The sequence below is a fragment of the Shewanella xiamenensis genome (assembly GCF_024971755.1).
Classification (GTDB): Bacteria; Pseudomonadota; Gammaproteobacteria; order Enterobacterales; family Shewanellaceae; genus Shewanella; species Shewanella xiamenensis.
Genome location: NZ_CP079718.1, coordinates 712,492 through 732,283, shown reverse-complemented (window position 1 = coordinate 732,283; position 19,792 = coordinate 712,492). Strand labels below are relative to the sequence as shown.

Here is a 19,792-nt window from a genome sequence, read left to right as displayed (position 1 = left end):
ATCATGACCGATACTTCTGATAAGTAAATAAAAAATCAAAGGATAGATAATTAGGTGCCTGTTACAGCGTCTGAAAAAGTTGAGCAGTGGACGATATCCGCATCACAGCGAGTAATTGTTGACCCACTGCTAGATTGTTTAGTGCTTCTGACTGAACATTTTGGTAATCCATGCTCAAGTGAATCACTTGCGGCAGGCTTGCCTTTGTCTGGAGCGGTATTAACACCCGACCTGCTTCCTCAAGCAGCATCTCGTGCAGGGTTAGCAGCAAAATTATCTCGTAAGGGTTTAAATGAGATCTCGCCGATACTGCTACCCTGTATTTTATTATTAAAAGACAAGAAAGCCTGTATTCTGCGGGAATTAGACCTCGAGTCAGATAGAGCAATCATCCAACTGCCAGAAACGGGCGGTGAAGAAAAACTCACCATTGAGTCACTTGAAACTTTGTATGTCGGCTATTTGTTCTTAGTCAAACAAGAATATCGTGGCGACATGGGGTTTGATGTCTATTTGCACGATAATAAAACCCACTGGTTAGTTCAAACCTTAAAAGACTCCGCGCCCATTTATCGAGATGCGTTAATCGCCTCGGTGTTGGTCAACATATTTGCCTTAGTTTCTCCCCTGTTTATTATGAATGTGTACGACAAAGTCGTACCTAATTTAGCTTTTGACTCCCTTTGGGTATTAGCGATTGGCGCATCAATTGCCTATTTATTTGACCTTGTTATGCGGCAACTTAGAAGCTACCTAATTGATGTGGCTGGGAAAAAAGTTGATATCATTGTCTCGTCGAAGCTATTTGCCAAAGCAATTGGTATTCCATTGGAAAAACGTTCCCCAAGCATTGGTGGTATGGCAAAACAACTGGGAGAATTTGACAATATTCGGGAAATTTTAACTTCAGCAACGATAACAACACTTGTCGATCTTCCTTTCGCACTCTTTTTCCTTATCGTGATTTATATTGTTGCAGGTGATTTAGCCGTGATCCCTGTCGTGGGAGGCTTGATCATTATCGGCTTTACACTTTATACCCAACCTAAATTAAAAGCGGCGATTGAAGAAGGTAATAAGTTTTCCAGCTTAAAACATGGGCATTTGATAGAAAGTCTTTCGGCGTTAGAGTCTATAAAAGCCAACGGCGCAGAAGGTATTGTCCAAAAAAGTTGGCAACAAATGATCGGCCATAGCGCTAACTGGCAATTAAGATCCAAAAAACTGTCTAACTCAGTCTCAAATTTCGCTAACTTTATTGTGCAATTTTCCGTTGTATGTGTGGTGATTTTAGGCGTTTATCGTGTGTCTGATAACGCTATATCTATGGGGGGGATCATCGCTGCGGTGATGTTATCGAGTAGAGCAATAGCGCCAATGGCACAACTTGCAGGACTGATGACGCGCGCCAACCACACAGCCAGTGCACTGCGTCAACTCAATGAGCTCATGGTGCAGGAAGATGAGTTTGAAAATAAAGGCCACTTGGTGAGTAAGCAGCGTTTAATCGGGAAAATTAATGCTGACCATGTTGGATTTAGTTATCCCGGCTCAGAAAAGCCAGTGCTTCACCCGCTCTCATTAACCATCAACCCAGGTGAAAGGGTTGCAATTATCGGTCGTAATGGTTCAGGTAAAAGTACCTTAGCCAAACTTCTCGTTGGACTGTTCCAACCCACAACCGGTAGCCTACGTTACGATGGGGTCGATTCGGCACAAATTCATCCTAGCGATCTGCGCCGTAACTTTGGTTACTTACCGCAGGACGTCACCCTCTTCCACGGTACCATAAGAGATAACATTCTCTTTGGTACTCGCCAAGTGACAGAGCATCAACTTATCCGTGCAGTACAGCTTTCAGGTGTCAGTCAGTTCACCCATTTGGAGGCTGAAGGCCTAGATCAACAAGTCGGCGAAGGTGGCATGTCTCTTAGTCGTGGACAAAGACAAACCGTTGCCCTAGCTCGGGCGACTCTCAACGATCCGCCAGTATTGCTAATGGATGAGCCTACAGCCAGTTTAGATGCGAGAGCAGAACAACAGTTTATTCGCTCAATGCAAAATGTCAGCAAGGATCGAACCTTGCTATTAATCACTCACAAAATGCATTTATTACAATTAGTTGACCGTATTATTGTGCTTGAAAGGGGACATGTTGTTGCTGATGGTCCTAAAGCTGAAGTGTTAGAAAAACTCAATTTTGGCCTTGTAAATGGAGGCTCCAGACAATGAGTAAAAATCTAACGGCAAATGATTTAGACATGGTTGATGATGTTTACGGTGCCATGATGACAGATGCCCCAAGTGGACATAGGCTCATCATATGGGCGTTAGCTGCCATGGTTGTGTGTTTTCTACTTTGGGCAGGTTTTGCCAAACTGGATAAGGTGACAACGGGTTCTGGGAAAGTTATCCCTTCTTCTCAAGTTCAAGTCATTCAAAGTCTTGACGGCGGTATCATGCAAGAACTCTTTGTGAGAGAGGGTGATATTGTCACTAAAGGTCAGCCACTTGTACGGATTGATGATACCCGCTTTCGCTCCGATTTTGCCCAGCAAGAGCAAGAGGTCTTTGGCTTAAAAACCAATGCCATCCGTATGCGCGCAGAATTAGATAGCATTCTTATCTCAGATATGACTTCTGACTGGCGTGAACAAGTTAAAATTACCAAAAAAGCTTTAGTATTTCCCGATAGTATTCATGAGGCAGAACCCGCCCTAGTGAAAAGACAACAGGAAGAATATAACGGTCGCTTAGATAATCTGAGCAACCAACTGGAGATTCTGGTTCGTCAGATACAACAAAGGCAACAAGAAATCGATGACCTTGCCTCAAAAACGACGACCTTAACAACCAGTATGCAGTTGATTTCTAGGGAGTTAGAGCTTACGAGGCCTCTGGCTAAAAAAGGGATTGTGCCCGAAGTTGAATTACTTAAACTCGAACGCGCAGTGAACGATGCTCAGGGGGAATTAAACTCATTGAGACTGCTTAGACCGAAACTGAAAGCAGCATTAGATGAAGCAATATTAAAGCGCCGTGAAGCGGTATTTGTTTACGCTGCAGATCTTCGTGCACAACTTAACGAAACACAAACCCGTTTATCCAGAATGAACGAAGCACAGGTGGGAGCCCAAGATAAGGTTAGCAAAGCGATTATAACTTCCCCTGTAAACGGCACCATTAAGACTGTGCATATCAACACCTTAGGAGGCGTGGTTCAACCCGGAGTTGATATAGTTGAAATCGTGCCATCTGAAGATCAGTTACTGATAGAAACCAAGATCTTACCTAAGGATATTGCGTTTTTACATACAGGCTTACCTGCAGTAGTTAAGGTGACTGCCTATGACTTTACCCGTTACGGTGGTCTTAAAGGTACAGTAGAGCATATTAGTGCCGATACATCACAGGACGAAGAAGGAAATAGCTTCTACCTTATAAAGGTAAGAACCGAAGAATCGAGTTTGATAAAAGACGATGGCACAGAGATGCCAATTATACCGGGGATGTTAACTAGCGTTGACGTTATCACCGGACAAAGATCCATTCTTGAGTACATTTTAAATCCAATTTTAAGGGCTAAGGACACAGCGCTCAGAGAGCGTTAAGCCTGTTATAAACCGGGAGGTTTGCAATGAAGACTTTAGTAAGACGACAATTTCAATGTTCAAAAATAGCGGTTCTGCTGTCAGCTATCTTGCTTCCACTATCGGCTCAAAGCCAAACGCTTGAGCAAGCGGTTGCGCACACGCTCGATACCAACCCAGATCTACGAGTGGCGTTTAACCGATTCAAAGCAAGAGAAGAGCAAGTAAATCAGGCAATTGCTGGTTATATGCCAACAGTCGATCTCACTGGTGGCTATGGCTACGAGCAGACGGATAGCGTATCAACCCGTCGACGCAAAAACGTCGGCGATGTTGATAGCAATGGCGTCGCGGAACTCAACCGCGGTGAGTTTGGTATTAGCCTAAAACAAATGCTTTTTGATGGTTTTTATACCAGCAGTGAAGTTGACCGTTATAGCTTTGAAGCCAGTGCAGACCAGTGGGCCTTACTTGCTGCTGCTGAAGATATGGCATTGGATGTCAGCAAAGTCTATCTCAACTACCTTCGTACTGATGAAGTGTTGAAGCTGGCTGAAAAAAATCTTAACAGCCATAAAGAAATTTATGATCAAATCAAGCAACGTACTGATTCAGGTCTAGGCTCAACAGCCGATCTATCACAAATATCAGGCCGTCTTGCAAGGGCAAATGCGAATGTGATTTCTGCTCGAAATAATTTGCTCGATGCTAAAGCGCAATTTATCCGAGTTGTGTCTGCCGACCCAGTTGACTTAATTCAACCCGTTCCAGATGCCGATATGTTACCAAAGGATTTAAACAGTAGCTTAGCTGACGCAGAGAAAAATCATCCTATCCTTAAATCTGCAGCAAACGATATTCGTGCTGCTGAAAATGAGCGTTCATCCGCCCAAGCCAACTATTACCCGCAAGTTTCGTTAGAGCTAAACGGTAGCTGGAACAATGATGTGGGTGGCGAAGATGGCGTAAGTGCATTAGCGAGCCAAAATGTAGGTGGTTATAGCAACGACATCGTCGCCATGGTGCGAGTAAGATATAACCTCTTCGCTGGCGGTAAAGACCTCGCTCGTGAAAAAGAATCAGCCTACAAGCTGGGTGAAGCCAAAGAAATCCGTCAACGCGCTCAAAGAGAAGTCGTTGAGGGCGTCAATCTAGCTTGGAACGCGTACGAAATGTTAGCACCTCAAAAGCAATACATTCGTGACCATGTCATTGCAGCCAAAGATACTCAGTCCGCTTATGCGCAGCAATTTAACCTTGGTCAACGCAGCTTACTCGACTTACTTGATACTGAGAATGAATTGTTCGAAGCACGTAAGGACTACTTACAAGCTGAATATGATGAAATCATTGCTAAATATCGCGTGCTTAACGCGACAGGCCGCTTACTCGACTCACTGAAAGTGACGCGTCCGGAAGCATGGCGCGGAGAGCGTAGCTACGAAGGAGGAGCCAACCAATGAAAACCACTATCCTATTCCTTAGCGTGGCGCTTTTAGCAGGTTGTTCCATGCGTGATACAGTCAATATTGAAGATATGACAACAACTCAAGCATACGATCTTTCCGATAAGGATAGTGATGGAGTAGTTGAAGCCCGTGAACGCTGCAACGATACTGTTAAAGGTGCAGGCACGGATAACTACGGCTGTGGTCAGATCAAATCAATTAATGAGCGTAAGGAAATCAATGTATTATTTCCCAATAACTCAGCATACATTGCACCTGAGTATTACCCGCAAATTGAAGAGATCGCAATATTCTTACGTCAATACCCCACAACGAAGGTGACCATTGAAGGACACACAAGTCGTACGGGTACAGATGAAAGAAACTCGGTATTATCACAGGAACGTGCTGATGCCGTTACCGCCGTTCTTGCCGAACGTTTTGGTATCGACAGAAGCCGACTCACCGCCATAGGATATGGCTCAAGTCGTCCAGTCGTTTTAGAACAGACACCTGAAGCAGAAATTCGTAATCGCCGAGTCGTCGCTGAAGTGACGGGTGATGACACCGCTACAGATATGAAGTGGACGATTTATTCCGTCGATGACACCAAATAAGGGCTAACAGAGTAGGTTATGAACGGCAGGCCAAAGGATATAAATGCATTTTTTCGCGCCTGCCGCTCAAGCCTAATTGCGTCTGCGTTGGGGATTAGTTGCCTGTATGCGGCACCTACCCAAACACTCGATGAAGCAAAAATCACCTCAACGCTAGAAAAACGCTATGGTGAGCGAGCAGGAATGCGAGCAAGAGCTTGGTTTAAAGTATTAGCAGAGGCAAACACGGTTGACGAAAAAGAAAAGCTATTGAAAGTTAATAACTTTTTTAACTTATTCCGCTTCGTTGATGATATAAAATTATGGGGAGAATCAAACTATTGGGCCACTCCAATGGAGTTTATTGGAGTCAATGGTGGAGATTGTGAGGATTTTTCAATCGCCAAGTATTTTACACTGCTTCAATTAGGTGTGCCCGAGGATAAAATGCGGATCACCATGGTTAAAGCAACCAGTGTTAATCAGTATCATATGGTATTAGCTTACTATGATACCCCTTCCTCCATCCCTTTAGTGCTTGATAATCTTGATCATGTCATCAAACCCGCAACTCAACGTAAAGATCTTATACCCGTATACAGCTTTAACGGTAAACAGTTATGGCTTAACAAAGAACAGGGACGAGGCGTTTTAGCTGGCTCGTCAACACGACTCGAAAAATGGAATGACCTAAACCATAGGTTAGGGGTTGATCGCTTAAGACAGCCCAAATTAAAACTGGAGTAGCACCCAAGATGACACTGTTTAGACAGATTTATTCGCTGCTTTTTAGCCTATTCTTGTTAGTAGTAGCAAGTCTTGGCTATGTGCAATTTACTGAGACTCAAAGCTTTTTGACCAAGCAAATGGAATCGGATCTAAACAATGCCAGTACCTCGCTTGGATTAATGCTAACTCCCGCGCTTGAGGCGGGTGATACTGCAGCCGCAGAAACCTTAGTCAACGTTATTTTTGAAGGCGGCTATTATAAAAATATTAAACTGACGTGGATGGTTGACGGTAAACAACAAGAATGGGCTAACCCTATTAAAATTGATGATGTACCTCAATGGTTTATCAATTTGAACCTATTTAAAACCATCAAAAAAGAAAGCACGATTACCTCAGGATGGTTACAGCTAGCTCAGCTTGAAATCACTGCGCACCCAGGATTTGGTTACCATGAATTATGGCGCATCATGTCCAATACTATTATCGCCTTTTCGTTGCTGTTTTTAGTCGCTATTTTTACCGCAAGATTAGGATTAACTTGGATTTTAAAACCACTACACGCTTTATCTGATCATGCTAAAAAGATTGCGGCTCGCCAGTTTGGGCCAGATATGCCTTTGCCTAAAACCACTGAACTCAAAGATCTCGTTACCGCGTTCAATAGCATGTCAGCTCAACTAAAACAGCTCTTCCAATCACTCGATGAGGAGGTAGGTACTTTACGCAAAAAGAATCTCACAGACCCCGCCTCAGGACTGCCTAATCGCCAATATGTGGTGAGCCGTCTCAATGGCTGGTTAAGCGAACCGAGCAGCGGCGCCCTGTTCTTAGCTAAGTTAGACTGGCTCGAAGAAGTTCACAGTAAATATGGCTATCAGGTTCGCGATGAAACCATTCGCCTATTGGCCGAAAAACTAGTCCAGCAATTAAATGAGATCATCCCCTCTGTGGTTGCGCGTATTGCCGCATTTGAGTTTGCCTTCCTTGTGACCGATGTAGAACATGATCAAATTAGCAAATATTTGCAAACGCTGATCCGCACAATCAATCAAGAAATATCAAAAGCAGGTTGTAAGCCCAATGAGAATTTTGCGATTGGGGTGGCTGAACGGATTGGCCAAATGAAGGTCTCCGATATTCTTGCCCAAGCAGACAACGCTCTGCAAAAAGCGCTCAAAGAGAATAAAACCTTCCATTGGTTCGAGACAACTGAACAACAACTTTTCACCCGAGAACAATGGCGTGACAACCTTAGCCACGCCATTAGCAACAAAAAGTTCAAGTTCCGTTGGCAACCTATCCAATTTTGTAATGGCGATGGCGTGAGCCAAAGAGAGCTCTATTGCCAACTCGAGCTGGGTGATAAGCTCGCTCATGCTGGCCAGTTTATGCCTTACATAGAGCTGCTGTCATTCGGCTCATTACTCGATAAATGCCTCATTGAGACTATCTACGAGCAAAAACTGCTTGAGCGTCATTACGAGCCTTTAGCGATAAACTTAACGCATCAAAGTATTAGTGATACACAGTTCCACGACTGGCTTAATCACTTCCTGCGCACGGCTCAACAGGTTGAACGGATTTGCTTTGAGATCCCTGAAGCGGGGGTTTATAGCGACTTAGAATCCTGTACTCGCCTTTGCAATATTATTAGGGACAATGGTGCTAAATTTGGTATTGACCATTTTGGTAGACAATTTGGCTCCATGTCTTACCTCCAAGAGCTAAGACCGAGTTACGTTAAACTTGACCAATCTTTCTCTTACTATGACGAAGCATCACATAATAGCGAGCTCTGCCGTGCGATTATCAATGTAGCTAGAGGATTAGATATTCAGGTGATAGTGACAGGAATTCAAGAAAAGGCTCAGCTAGAGCGCTTCAATGAGCTAAAAACGGATGCCTATCAGGGCTTCATTGTCCCGCCAGAAAATATCGACTAAATCGAAAACCATTGCATTAAGGCTCCTTCGGGAGCCTTAATTATTTGAGATGTTGCTAACGGCCTTGAATCCTCGCAGCACCATGTCATGCAATCACAACGAGCCAGCAAGATACGAATGGCAAAACAGTACCAAGAGACAAATACAAAAAAGCCTCAGTACTTCTTTCGAAATTCTGAGGCTTCAGTGTAATTGGTCGGTGATAGAGGATTCGAACCTCTGACCCTCTGGTCCCAAACCAGATGCGCTACCGGACTGCGCTAATCACCGTAACTGTTAACTATTTGCTTGAAAACTCAAACGCGCTAGTTATGCGAAGAATGTGGTCGGTGATAGAGGATTCGAACCTCTGACCCTCTGGTCCCAAACCAGATGCGCTACCGGACTGCGCTAATCACCGAGATGTTAAATGAAATGGGGTGACTGATGGGGCTCGAACCCACGACAACCGGAATCACAATCCGGGACTCTACCAACTGAGCTACAATCACCACTGAATTTCACTTTACTGCTAACCTCAAGCTCAAGCTCAAGCTCACAACTCATTCGGAGAGATGGTGCGCCCAAAAGGATTCGAACCTTCGGCCTCACCCTCCGGAGGGGTGCGCTCTATCCAGCTGAGCTATGGGCGCTCGCCTTGGTTAGCGCCGCATATAGTATGGACAAATAGTCTTTGAGTCTATAGCTGTTTTGCACTTTTTTTACTGACTGCTCAAGTTTTGATACATTAGCATGCTTTTTCAGCGAAAACACAGTTAAAATATGACTTGGATGTTACGGTATTTCGTGCTAATTATAACGTTTGGCAACAATTAACGCAGAACTGATTAGTGAGTATCATGTTTAGGGATGAAGATGAAACTACCCAACCTCGAGCTCCTGAGCTTGAACGCTTAAAAAAAAGACTTAATCGCCTTAAATATTTGGCGCATAAGTACAAGCGAGCGGAAGTCGTTCAAAATGCGTTACTCGAATTATCCCATATTGCCACTCAGGTTCCTTCCCTTGAAGAATTCTATTTAGGGGTTCACCACCACCTAAAAAAGCTGATTTCTGCTGATAATTTTTTTATCGCTACTCTTGATATCAATACCAACACCATTTCGGTTCCCTTCTTTGCCGATGAAAAAGATGCCCATCCTGCCCAGCTTTATCCCGAGCAATCCCTATCAACGCTGTTGCAACAAGGATTAACAGGTTACGTTTTTCGCACAGGAAAAACCCTACTATGCGATGAATCCAAGGTTGAAGAGTTGGTCGAAGCGCAGGAGATCGTCAATTTAGGTTCTCCTTGCCACCTTTGGCTTGGAGTGCCCATCAAGCATGAAGGCATAGTCACTGCCGTACTGGTAGTACAAACCTATGATACCAATGTCAGTTATGGCGATATCGAGGTCGAGTTAATGACCTTTATTTGTCACCATATTGCTGGCGTGATGGAAAGACTTAAGCATCAAGAACAGCTAGAGCAAGCAATACAACAACGGACTAAAGAGCTTAGCCAAGCCTATGACAAGCTCAAGCAAGAAGTGTATGAAAGACGCAGAGCCGAGCGGCTGCAAAAATCCTTATTTGAAATAGCAGAACTAGCAAGCTCTAGTTCAGATAATCCTGAATTTTATGCACAGCTACATAATGTGATTCGGCACCTTATTCCTGCCAATAACTGTTACATCGCACTGCTAAATGAACAAGGTACCCACTTAACCTTCCCATTTTATGTTTCCCAAATAGGTAACCAACACCCTGGGACTCGGCCATTACAGGATGGGCTGACGGAGTATGTGCTCAAACACAAACGTCCACTACTGCTAGACCAGAATGATATTCATGGTTTGATTGCCTCAAAAGAAATTTACGCTAAGGCACCCGCACTTAATCACACTCAAACAATGCATCAATGGATAGGTATCCCACTGTTTATCCATGATGTAGTACGAGGTGCGCTAACCATTTATAGCTTTAGCATGACCCAAAACTACCAAACGAAAGACTTGGAGTTACTCACCTTTGTGTCACAACATATCGGTGCTGCTATCGAGAAAAAACTCGCTGCAGAGTCATTACGCCGCAGCTATGAAGAACTAGAGGAAAAGGTTGCAGCTCGTACAACTGCACTCGCTGAGCTCAATAAGGACCTAGAGAAAGAGATCCGTCAGCGCCGTAATATGGAAGCTAAACTCGTTCATGATGCCAAACACGATGCGCTCACAGGATTGCCCAATCGTGCGATGTTTATGGAACGTCTCAATCAGGCTATCAAACATGTTCGCCGCCATAGCCTAGAACAGTTTGCCCTGCTGTTTATCGACCTCGACCGCTTTAAGCAGATTAACGATACTATGGGGCATTTGGAGGGCGATAGATTCTTAATTGAAACCGCCACTCGCTTACGCGGTTGCATCCGTAGCAACGATACCTTGGCGAGGCTCGGTGGCGATGAGTTTGTTATCCTGCTCGATACCATCAACGGCATCAACGATGCCCGTGATGTAGCCGAACGGGTCATTCAAAAAGTCTCACAATCCTACAAATTAGGGACAATCGAGTTTCACTCAGGTGCCAGTATCGGCATAACCATTAGTGGTAATAAGTTAGATACCAGTGAATCGATGCTACGTAATGCCGACACCGCAATGTACCAAGCCAAGGCGAATGGCAAAGGTTGTTATGTCATTTTTGACGATAGCGCGTCACAGCAAAAAATCCAGGATATTGCCTTCGAAAATGATTTTAAACAGGCGCTGCAAGCAGAGGAGTTACAACTCAATCTTCTCCCAATAGTTGATTTACAGACTCTACAACCCCATGCTTTTGAGTGTCGATTAATTTGGGAGCATCCCGTATGGGGAAGTATTCCGCACGAAGTTTTAAGCCAATTAGCTGAGCAAGCTAACCTCATGGTTGAGTTGGATAAGTATGCAATTAACTTACTGAATAAGCATTATCACCAGCTCGTTGTGAGCCATGGAGATAACCTTGATTTACACCTTATGCTTTCCAGTCAACATCTTAAACACAAGCATGTACTTCGTGGTCTTAAAAATGCGCTCAAACAAACTCAGCTTCCTCTCCCGCAGCTATGGTTATTTTTTAATGAAAAAGCCTTAGTTCAAGAAACGGAGAACCACATAAGCGGCTTTGAATTATTAAATAAGCAGGGGGTTAACTTAGGGATTAGCCACTACGGAAGCGGCCACAGTGCGTTAAACAGTTTGTTATTCCTCCCTGTAAAAGGCTTAAAGCTGGATGCGAATATCACGAAACAACTGCAAGATGAACAACACATAAAGCTGATGTCTGCCTATCAAAAGGCGGCCTCAACCTTAAACTTACAAACCTTTGTTGACGGACTTCATCACCCTGAGCAAATCAATATATTCAATGCACTAGGTTATCGCTTCGGCCAGGGTAGTGCCATAGCCCACCCTTTTACCTTAGTGGAAACCCTGCATCAGGTTTGCGCCTAAAACTGCAATTACATGATTAATTAAGACTTCTTAAACATATCTCTTAAATTCGAGATATGGCTGCGCCCGGTCTGCATTCGCTCTTGCTCTGTTTGCTGTGGCTTACGGTTTTCCCAAATAAGGTCATCCTGCGGTAACTCATGCAGAAAGCGGCTCGGCTCGCAGCGCATAGTTTCACCAAACTGGCGACGCTCACGGCAGAGGGTGAACCATAGCTCACGTTGTGCCCGCGTTATCCCCACATAGGCAAGACGACGTTCTTCATCAACATTATCTTCATCTATGCTGGTTTGATGCGGTAGAATGCGCTCCTCAACCCCCACCATAAACACGAAGGGGAATTCCAGCCCTTTAGAGGCATGCAGCGTCATTAATTGTACCTGATCGCCGCCTTCATCTTCGCTGTTACGCTCCATCATATCCCTAAGCGTTAGGCGGTTAACCACTTCCTGCAAGGTCATAGGTTCATCTAATTCATCCCCAGAGAGCATTTCCGTCACCCAGCGATACAGCTCGGAGATGTTTTTCATCCGCATTTCGGCGGCCTTAGCACTGGTACTGGTCTCGTATAAATAGTCTTCGTAATTAATCTTACGGATCAGTTGCTTTACCGCTTCAACCGGCTCACCTCGGTCGGCATGCTCCCCTGTATCAACAATAAAACGGCCAAATTGATAGAGTGCCGACATGGCATTAGGCGGCAGATGATGATTCAGCTCAGGATCAAAAATCGCCTCGAACATGGAGATATGTTTCTCGTTGGCAAAGTTACCCAAACGCTCCAAGGTGGATGGACCAATACCCCGTTTAGGTAAGTTAACCACCCGCAAAAAGGCGTTATCATCGTCAGGATTTACCACCAGTTTAAGGTAGCCCATGATGTCTTTAATCTCGGCACGGGCGAAAAACGAAGTGCCGCCGCTTAGCTTGTAAGGGATACGGTTCGTCATCAACGCCCGCTCAAGTAGGCGAGACTGGTGGTTACCGCGATACAGAATTGCGTAATCACCAAATTGGGTACGGCCGACAAATTTGTGGCGAATGATTTCGGCGACCACACGCTCGGCTTCTTGTTCCTCATTGGCAGCAAACAGCACCCGCATCGGCTCACCATAAGCCAGTTCGCTAAATAACGACTTATCGTACACATGGGGATTGTTGGCGATAAGAATGTTCGCCGCCCGCAAAATGCGTTGGCTAGAACGATAATTTTGCTCAAGTTTAATCAACTTAAGCTTGGGGAAGTCTTTACCCAACAACACTAAGTTCTGCGGCTTAGCCCCGCGCCATGAATAGATGGACTGGTCATCGTCCCCCACCACGGTAAAACGCGCGCGCTCGCCCACCAGTAGCTTGACCATTTCATATTGGGAAGTGTTGGTATCCTGATATTCGTCCACCAGCAGGTATTGGATCTTGGTTTGCCAGCGTGTACGCACTTCTTCATGATGGCGTAACAATAGGGTTGGCAGCAGAATTAAGTCATCAAAATCCAAAGCGTTGTAGGCTTTCATATGCTGGGCATAACGCTGATACAACAGGGCGAACAACTGCTGCTGTTCATCCTTTGCCAGCTTGCGCGCTTGGTCGGGAATAATCAGCCCGCCCTTCCAATTGGAGATGCTGCTTGCCAAGGCTTTGAGTAAATCTTTATCTTCCTGTAATTCTTTTTGAGTCAGCTCTTTAAGGAGCGCAAGCGTATCTTGGTCATCGAATAACGAGAACCCAGGCTTTAAACCCAGCACTTTATGCTCACGTTTTACAATCTCAAGACCTAAGGTATGGAAGGTCGAAATCCATAAACCTCTAGCCTCTTTACGCCCCATAGACTGTGCGACCCGCTCCTTCATCTCGCGCGCCGCTTTGTTGGTAAACGTCACGGCGGCGATATTGCGGGCATTGTAGCCACACTTTTGCACTAGATAGGCAATCTTGTTGATAATTACCCGCGTTTTGCCACTGCCCGCGCCCGCTAATACTAAGCAAGGCCCAGAAACATAATGAACGGCATCATTTTGGGCAGGATTGAGTTTCATCGTCGCGCAATATCCAAACAAGTCTTCAGAAGGGGGATGGGATCATAGCAGAAGCGAAGGTTTTAAGGCCAACAAATCCCCAGATATCAATTGAGCAAACAATAGAAATGACTCGTCTCTTCAAATGAATAAGCATTTGAATATGACATCCTAAAAACCAGTCAAATATGCTGCAATCAGTGTGCAGGCAAGCTTATTACAAAATAACTTTCTTAAATCACACTTTTGCCATTTTTTGAGCTAATTTGTTGCTAAGGTTGATAATGCGCAGTAGAATTCCGCATGGATGAACGTTCATTCATAGATGTCGATATCGGAAAGCAGAATGGATAACAAACGTGACTTAATACTTCGCTCCGCCGAAAAAATCATTGCGACAGCAGGCTTACATAACCTTTCAATGCAAAAACTAGCAGTAGATGCAGGCGTTGCCGCAGGTACGATCTACCGCTACTTCAAAGATAAAGAAGATTTGATCATTGAACTGCGTAAAGACGTATTACAACAAATTGCCAGCAAGTTGCTTGAAAACATTAATGAAGGCAGCTTTGACGAAAAATTTCGCCGCCTATGGTTCAAGATTGTTGAACTGGGTCGTGAACAATCCCATGCAAATTTGAGTTTTGCTCAGTATTCCCACCTCCCAGGGGTAGATGCACCTGAGCACCAAGCATTTGAAAGAGAAATATTTCAACCGCTACACCAATTATTTGAGCAGGCAAAAAACCAAGGAATGATTCAAAAGCTTGATAATACCTTGTTGTTTTCTATCGCCTTTGAGCCGGCTATCGCCATAGGCAAACGCCTACGGCGAGGCCATTTGGAATGTACAGAAAATGAAATCCGGCGGGCATGTGAATTATGCCTAAAGGCCATTTCAATCAATCTTCAACTTTAACTCTAGGAATCTTTAGCACCATGAAAAAATGGACTCTAAGTATGCTAGCGATCGCTGTACTTGCCTTTGGCTCAGTGATCGGCTTTAACCTGATGGTAAAAAATAAAATCGCCGAGGCGATCGCCAATATGCCAGAGGCTGAGTTTCCTGTAACAGCCATGACATTAGATATGCAAAAGTGGCAACCCACAATTGATGCGATTGGCTTTGTTGAGCCGCATCAAGGGGTGACCATCTCCAACGAATTAGCAGGACGCGTCACCAGTATTAATTTTGAAAACGGTAGCCGAGTGGAAAAAGGCCAACTGCTGGCCGAACTCGATGCCAAAGTGGAAAGAGCCAACCTTAAAAGCAAAATGGTACAACTGCCCGCCGCTGAGGCCGACTTCAAACGCCTTTCAAAACTCTATGCGCAAAAGTCAGTCTCTAAACAGGATTTAGATAATAGTGAATCTAAATATCTGGCCTTACAGGCGGATATTGAAAGCTTAAAAGCCACTATCGAGCGCCGTGAAATCAGTGCGCCTTTCAGTGGTTTAGTGGGTATTCGTAACATTAACTTAGGTGAATATCTTCAGCCTGGTACCGATATTGTGCGTCTCGAAGATATCAGCACAATGAAAATCCGCTTCACTATTCCGCAAACCCAATTACCTCGTATTGCCGTAGGCCAAAAAATCCATGTGTTTGTGGACTCTTATCCTGAGCAACCCTTCGAAGGTGAAATTGCCGCGATTGAACCCGCCGTGTTTTACCAAAGCGGTTTGATCCAAGTGCAAGCACGCATTTCTAACGATAACGCCAAACTGCGTAGCGGGATGTTTGCCCGAGTATCCATCCTATTGCCAGAACTGAACGATCAGTTTGTACTGCCACAAACCGCCATCAACTTTACCCTTTATGGTAACTCTATTTACCTCATCAAAGAGGTCGAAGAAAACGGTAAAAAGCTGGCTAGAGTCGAGCAAATCAACCTGACGGTATTAGAGCGTAACGGCAATAACGCGCTGGTGAGTGGAGCGTTAAAAGCGGGAGATCGTATTGTCACCTCAGGGCAAATTCGCCTCAGTAACAACAGTAAAGTGACAGTGGTTGAAGACCAAGCCCTGACCCACTCCGACACTATGCCAAAGCTGTAATAGGAGCAAGATAATGCGCTTTACAGATATCTTTATTAGGCGACCCGTACTCGCCGCCTCAATCAGCTTTCTCTTGCTGCTGTTAGGCTTTAATGCCCTCAATAGCATGCAAGTGCGTGAATATCCGAAGATGACGAATACCGTAGTCACGGTATCGACCAGTTATTACGGCGCGGATGCAAATCTAATCCAAGGTTTTATTACACAACCGTTAGAGCAAGCGCTAGCGCAGGCCGATAACGTTGACTTTATGACCTCAGAGAGCTTTCTCGGCACCTCGAAAATTTCGGTGTATATGAAGCTCAATACCGATCCGAATGGCGCCTTGGCCGATATTCTCGCCAAAGTAAACTCGGTGAGATCGCAATTGCCCAAAGAGGCTGAAGATCCCAGTGTTGAAATGTCCACTGGCTCGCAAACCTCTGTACTGTATATTTCATTTTTTAGTGACCAGATTAACTCAAGCCAGCTAACGGATTACCTTGAGCGTGTCGTCAAACCCCAGCTCTTTACCATTGACGGCGTTGCTAAGGTGAATTTATACGGTGGTATTAAATACGCCATGCGTATTTGGCTCGATCCGGCCAGAATGGGGGCGTTTACCCTCTCCTCCAGCGATGTAATGCAAGTATTGCAGGCGAACAACTACCAGTCAGCGGTGGGTCAAACCAACAGTGTTTACACCCTTTTTAACGGCACCGCAGACACCCAAGTTGCTACCATCGAAGAGTTAAAACGCTTAGTGATCGGCAGTAAGGACGGTTTAGTCGTCCGTCTCGGTGATATTGCCGATGTTAGCCTCGAAAAGAGCCACGATATCTACCGCGCCTTAGCCAATGGCAAAGAAGCCGTGGTCATCGGCCTTGATGTCACGCCAACGGCGAACCCGCTTACCGTCGCGGCAGATACCCGCGCCCTATTACCTGAAATCGAGCGTAACTTACCGCCATCCATTGGTTCGAGCATTCTCTACGACTCCTCACTCGCAATTGATGAATCGATTAAAGAAGTGGTTAAAACCATTGGTGAAGCCGCGATTATTGTTATCGTGGTGATCACCCTCTTCTTAGGTTCGCTTCGCGCCGTGGTGATCCCCATTGTAACCATTCCGCTCTCGCTGATTGGGGTTGCCATCATCATGCAGATGTTTGGTTTTACGCTCAATCTCATGACCCTGCTTGCCATGGTGCTCGCCATTGGTTTGGTGGTTGACGATGCGATTGTGGTGGTCGAAAACGTCGACAGGCATATTAAGCTGGGTGAGTCGCCCTTTAGAGCCGCGATTATCGGTACCCGCGAAATCGCTGTGCCAGTGATCTCCATGACCATAACCCTCGCCGCAGTTTATGCGCCGATTGCCTTAATGGGTGGGATCACCGGCTCATTATTTAAGGAGTTTGCCCTTACACTCGCAGGTTCTGTGTTTATCTCGGGCATAGTGGCACTGACACTGTCACCCATGATGTGTGCCAAAATTCTCAAACCCCATACCGCACCTAATCGGTTCGAAATGGGAGTCGAAAACTTCCTCACGGGCCTGACTCGCCGTTACAGCAACATGCTAGATGCGGTGATGTTACATCGCCCAGTGATCGTCGCCTTTGCGATTATCGTGTTCGCTTCACTGCCTGTGTTGTTTAAGTTTATCCCGTCAGAACTGGCGCCCAACGAAGATAAAGGCGTGGTAATGATGATGGGCACGGCACCTTCGACCGCTAACTTGGACTACATCCAAGCCAATATGGGTTTAGTCACGGATATGATTAAGGCACAGCCTGAATCGGCCGCGTCACTCGCCTTCGTGGGCGTACCAAGTTCCAGCCAAGCCTTCGGGATCGCGCCATTAGTGCCTTGGAGTGAGCGGGATAAGAGCCAAAAACAAATGCAGGAGTTTTTTGCTAAAGAAGTGAAGCACATTCCTGGAATGGCGATTACAACGTTCCAAATGCCTGAGCTGCCTGGGGCGTCAAGTGGTTTACCGATTCAGTTTGTGATTACTACATCAAACTCCTTCGCCAGCCTCTTCCAAATCGGTACCAGCGTACTGGAAAAGGTGCAAAAGAGTCCCTTGTTTGTGTACTCAGAAATCAACCTTAAATTCGATTCAGGCACCATGAAACTGCATATCAAGCGTGACTTAGCCGGGACCTACGGCGTGACCATGCAAGATATCGGGATCACACTCGCCACCATGATGAGTGATGGCTATGTGAATCGCATTAACTTGGATGGTCGCTCCTACGAAGTGATCCCACAGGTAGAGCGTAAACTGCGGGCGAACCCAGAATCGCTGGCTAATTACTATGTCAAAGCCGCCGATGGTAAATCCATTCCGCTATCCAGCTTGGTTGATATTGAAATGGTGGCCGAGCCTCGCTCACTGCCGCACTTTAACCAAATGAATGCCTTGACTGTGGGTGGTGTCGCCGCGCCAGGCGTAGCCATTGGTGATGCCATCAGCTTTTTGCAAAATATTGGCGATAATGAGTTACCTAAGGGTTATAGCTACGACTTCCTCGGTGAAGCGCGCCAGTTTGTCACTGAAGGATCGGCACTTTATGCCACTTTCTTGCTGGCAATTGCGATTATTTTCTTAGTACTCGCCAGCCAATTTGAAAGCCTTAAAGATCCCTTAGTCATCTTGGTATCTGTACCGCTGGCGATTAGCGGCGCCTTGATTGTACTCGGGTGGACCCATGTGTTTGGCTTAGCCAAAATTAATATCTACACCCAAGTAGGATTAATTACCTTAGTGGGTCTTATCACTAAACACGGGATCTTGATGTGCGAAGTGGCCAAAGAGGAACAACTCCACCGTGGGCTATCTAAACTTGAGGCGATTAAACTGGCGGCAACCATCCGCTTACGCCCGATTTTAATGACCACAGCAGCGATGATTGCGGGTCTGTTACCGCTATTGTTTGCTTCCGGTGCAGGTGCGGTAGCACGCTTTAATATCGGTATTGTGATTGTCGCAGGTTTATCAATTGGGACCATTTTCACCCTGTTTGTATTACCGGTGATTTATACCTATCTTGCTGAAAAACATGAGCCTTTGCCCGTGTTTGACGAAGATACCGACGGGCTAGCCCACAACAGCTAACCGCATCCAAGTAAAACCTACGTCCCTTAAGACGTAGGTTTTACAAGGCGGTTTTCTTTTGAAAGCCAACGTACTAGGTTACAATCCCCACATTCAGTAAAGAGGCGGACAAGAAGATGATCAATCCAAAGAAAATCGAAGAAATGGCGAAGCAACTGAGCGATAGCCTGCCCAGCGGTCTTAAGCAATTTGCCGGCGAATTTGAAGAGCGCAGCAAGCAAGTGCTGCAAAATCAATTGCTCAAGTTGGATATGGTGTCCCGCGAGGAATTTGAAGTACAGCAGCATGTATTACTGAAAACCCGCGAGAAATTAGAAGCCCTGCAAGCACAAGTAAATGAGCTTGAGAAAAAGCTAAACGCCGCAGACTAACTTATAATGCCTGTTTGAAAGAGCACAGTTAGCGATAGCGCAGCTGTGCTTTTTTGTTTTTAACACTTCAAACATTGAGTCACTTAGGGAAATAATGCAACAACTCGCCAGCTATATCCGCGCCATTCAAGGCTATCCTAGCCCAGTTTCAGTGGTGAGCCATAGCCAAGAGCAGCACAGTTATCAGGACGATAATGCTGAAATTTGCGAATCATTGACCTTGTATCACTTCGACAACGGGGTTGTGGTCAGTCTGTTAAGCGAGCAAGATAAACAAGCTGATGAGCCAAACGCGGTTTGTGAGGATTATTGGTTGAGTTATCGAGTCGTCACCGCCAATATCGCGATTTCGCCGCAGCAAAAGTCCTTTAGCAATCTCTGCCAACAAGGCTTTTGGCTTAAGATGCAGCAAGGGCTTAACGAGTAAGAATAGCCGTCGGCGCTAAGACCTAGCGCCAGAGTTCGA

At 45.4% G+C, this 19,792-nt stretch carries 13 protein-coding genes and 4 tRNA genes; 12 read left to right on the top strand and 5 right to left on the bottom strand.

The features are described 5' to 3' along the window. Window positions 1-54: 54 nt before the first annotated feature. From KXJ80_RS04355 to KXJ80_RS04330, 6 genes are read left to right on the top strand one after another with little or no spacing between them, the layout of a single operon-like run. Window positions 55-2,232 (top strand): type I secretion system permease/ATPase, encoded by a 2,178-nt coding sequence (locus tag KXJ80_RS04355; RefSeq protein ID WP_047535309.1) that lies wholly within the window; start codon window positions 55-57, stop codon window positions 2,230-2,232. Next, complete coding sequence (locus KXJ80_RS04350; RefSeq protein WP_037423406.1) at window positions 2,229-3,611, top strand: HlyD family type I secretion periplasmic adaptor subunit; 1,383 nt, start codon at window positions 2,229-2,231, stop codon at window positions 3,609-3,611. The genes KXJ80_RS04355 and KXJ80_RS04350 overlap by 4 nt, the downstream gene beginning before the upstream one ends. Before the next feature lie 26 nt (window positions 3,612-3,637). Then, window positions 3,638-5,053 carry a type I protein secretion system protein AggA gene (gene aggA, locus KXJ80_RS04345; protein ID WP_047535307.1) on the top strand — a complete coding sequence of 472 codons (1,416 nt, stop codon included), beginning with the start codon at window positions 3,638-3,640 and terminating at the stop codon, window positions 5,051-5,053. Next, window positions 5,050-5,655, top strand: a complete 606-nt coding sequence (locus KXJ80_RS04340) for an OmpA family protein (protein WP_037427723.1) — start codon at window positions 5,050-5,052, stop codon at window positions 5,653-5,655. Before aggA ends, KXJ80_RS04340 begins: the two co-directional genes overlap by 4 nt. An 18-nt stretch (window positions 5,656-5,673) precedes the next feature. Then, the gene (locus KXJ80_RS04335; RefSeq protein ID WP_037423398.1) at window positions 5,674-6,381 is read left to right on the top strand and encodes a transglutaminase-like cysteine peptidase; all 708 of its coding nucleotides are present in this window, start codon (window positions 5,674-5,676) and stop codon (window positions 6,379-6,381) included. Window positions 6,382-6,389: 8 nt separating this feature from the next. Further along, window positions 6,390-8,309: a bifunctional diguanylate cyclase/phosphodiesterase gene (locus KXJ80_RS04330; protein WP_069454103.1), complete on the top strand. Its 1,920-nt coding sequence runs from the start codon at window positions 6,390-6,392 to the stop codon at window positions 8,307-8,309. Between the two features lie 193 nt (window positions 8,310-8,502). On the opposite strand, the gene KXJ80_RS04325 is transcribed toward KXJ80_RS04330, so the two are convergent. From KXJ80_RS04325 to KXJ80_RS04310, 4 genes are all read right to left on the bottom strand, one after another. Then, window positions 8,503-8,579 (bottom strand) — tRNA-Pro (locus KXJ80_RS04325). 53 nt (window positions 8,580-8,632) lie between these two features. Beyond that, window positions 8,633-8,709: transfer RNA gene (locus tag KXJ80_RS04320), tRNA-Pro, on the bottom strand. A 15-nt stretch (window positions 8,710-8,724) separates the two neighbouring features. Next, window positions 8,725-8,800: transfer RNA gene (locus tag KXJ80_RS04315), tRNA-His, on the bottom strand. Between the two features lie 64 nt (window positions 8,801-8,864). Continuing rightward, window positions 8,865-8,941, bottom strand: a tRNA-Arg gene (locus KXJ80_RS04310). 207 nt (window positions 8,942-9,148) lie between these two features. On the opposite strand from KXJ80_RS04310, the gene KXJ80_RS04305 reads away from it, so the two are divergent. Then, window positions 9,149-11,779: a sensor domain-containing diguanylate cyclase gene (locus KXJ80_RS04305; RefSeq protein WP_099457336.1), complete on the top strand. Its 2,631-nt coding sequence runs from the start codon at window positions 9,149-9,151 to the stop codon at window positions 11,777-11,779. A 20-nt stretch (window positions 11,780-11,799) separates the two neighbouring features. Here the strand turns inward: KXJ80_RS04305 and rep are convergent, their stop codons facing one another. Further along, window positions 11,800-13,815: a DNA helicase Rep gene (gene rep, locus KXJ80_RS04300; RefSeq protein WP_069454101.1), complete on the bottom strand. Its 2,016-nt coding sequence runs from the start codon at window positions 13,813-13,815 to the stop codon at window positions 11,800-11,802. A gap of 325 nt (window positions 13,816-14,140) precedes the next feature. Here rep and KXJ80_RS04295 point away from each other — a divergent pair, with 325 nt between their 5' ends. The 5 genes from KXJ80_RS04295 to KXJ80_RS04275 all read left to right on the top strand — a co-directional run bounded on the left by KXJ80_RS04295 (window position 14,141) and on the right by KXJ80_RS04275 (window position 19,753). Next, on the top strand, window positions 14,141-14,713 hold the full coding sequence (locus tag KXJ80_RS04295) for a TetR/AcrR family transcriptional regulator (RefSeq protein WP_037423387.1): 573 nt from the start codon (window positions 14,141-14,143) through the stop codon (window positions 14,711-14,713). Window positions 14,714-14,733: 20 nt separating this feature from the next. Beyond that, window positions 14,734-15,852: an efflux RND transporter periplasmic adaptor subunit gene (locus KXJ80_RS04290; RefSeq protein ID WP_037427715.1), complete on the top strand. Its 1,119-nt coding sequence runs from the start codon at window positions 14,734-14,736 to the stop codon at window positions 15,850-15,852. A gap of 13 nt (window positions 15,853-15,865) precedes the next feature. Continuing rightward, entirely contained in the window at window positions 15,866-18,955 is a 3,090-nt protein-coding gene (locus tag KXJ80_RS04285) for a multidrug efflux RND transporter permease subunit (RefSeq protein ID WP_088586565.1), read from the top strand. Between the two features lie 116 nt (window positions 18,956-19,071). Continuing rightward, a complete protein-coding gene (gene ubiK / locus KXJ80_RS04280) occupies window positions 19,072-19,326 on the top strand; it encodes a ubiquinone biosynthesis accessory factor UbiK (protein ID WP_023266071.1) in 255 nt (84 codons plus the stop codon). A gap of 94 nt (window positions 19,327-19,420) precedes the next feature. Next, window positions 19,421-19,753 carry a hypothetical protein gene (locus tag KXJ80_RS04275; RefSeq protein ID WP_144376085.1) on the top strand — a complete coding sequence of 111 codons (333 nt, stop codon included), beginning with the start codon at window positions 19,421-19,423 and terminating at the stop codon, window positions 19,751-19,753. The last annotated feature ends 39 nt before the right edge of the window (window positions 19,754-19,792 follow it).

Bases quoted from the DNA above. Each gene is read 5' to 3' on its own strand.
- KXJ80_RS04350 (WP_037423406.1), top strand. From the start codon at position 2,229: ATGAGTAAAAATCTAACGGCAAATGATTTAGACATGGTTGATGATGTT.
- KXJ80_RS04305 (WP_099457336.1), top strand. From the start codon at position 9,149: ATGTTTAGGGATGAAGATGAAACTACCCAACCTCGAGCTCCTGAGCTT.
- KXJ80_RS04295 (WP_037423387.1), top strand. From the start codon at position 14,141: ATGGATAACAAACGTGACTTAATACTTCGCTCCGCCGAAAAAATCATT.
- KXJ80_RS04275 (WP_144376085.1), top strand. From the start codon at position 19,421: ATGCAACAACTCGCCAGCTATATCCGCGCCATTCAAGGCTATCCTAGC.
- KXJ80_RS04335 (WP_037423398.1), top strand. From the start codon at position 5,674: ATGAACGGCAGGCCAAAGGATATAAATGCATTTTTTCGCGCCTGCCGC.
- aggA (WP_047535307.1), top strand. From the start codon at position 3,638: ATGAAGACTTTAGTAAGACGACAATTTCAATGTTCAAAAATAGCGGTT.
- KXJ80_RS04330 (WP_069454103.1), top strand. From the start codon at position 6,390: ATGACACTGTTTAGACAGATTTATTCGCTGCTTTTTAGCCTATTCTTG.
- KXJ80_RS04290 (WP_037427715.1), top strand. From the start codon at position 14,734: ATGAAAAAATGGACTCTAAGTATGCTAGCGATCGCTGTACTTGCCTTT.
- KXJ80_RS04285 (WP_088586565.1), top strand. From the start codon at position 15,866: ATGCGCTTTACAGATATCTTTATTAGGCGACCCGTACTCGCCGCCTCA.
- rep (WP_069454101.1), bottom strand. From the start codon at position 13,815: ATGAAACTCAATCCTGCCCAAAATGATGCCGTTCATTATGTTTCTGGG.
- ubiK (WP_023266071.1), top strand. From the start codon at position 19,072: ATGATCAATCCAAAGAAAATCGAAGAAATGGCGAAGCAACTGAGCGAT.
- KXJ80_RS04340 (WP_037427723.1), top strand. From the start codon at position 5,050: ATGAAAACCACTATCCTATTCCTTAGCGTGGCGCTTTTAGCAGGTTGT.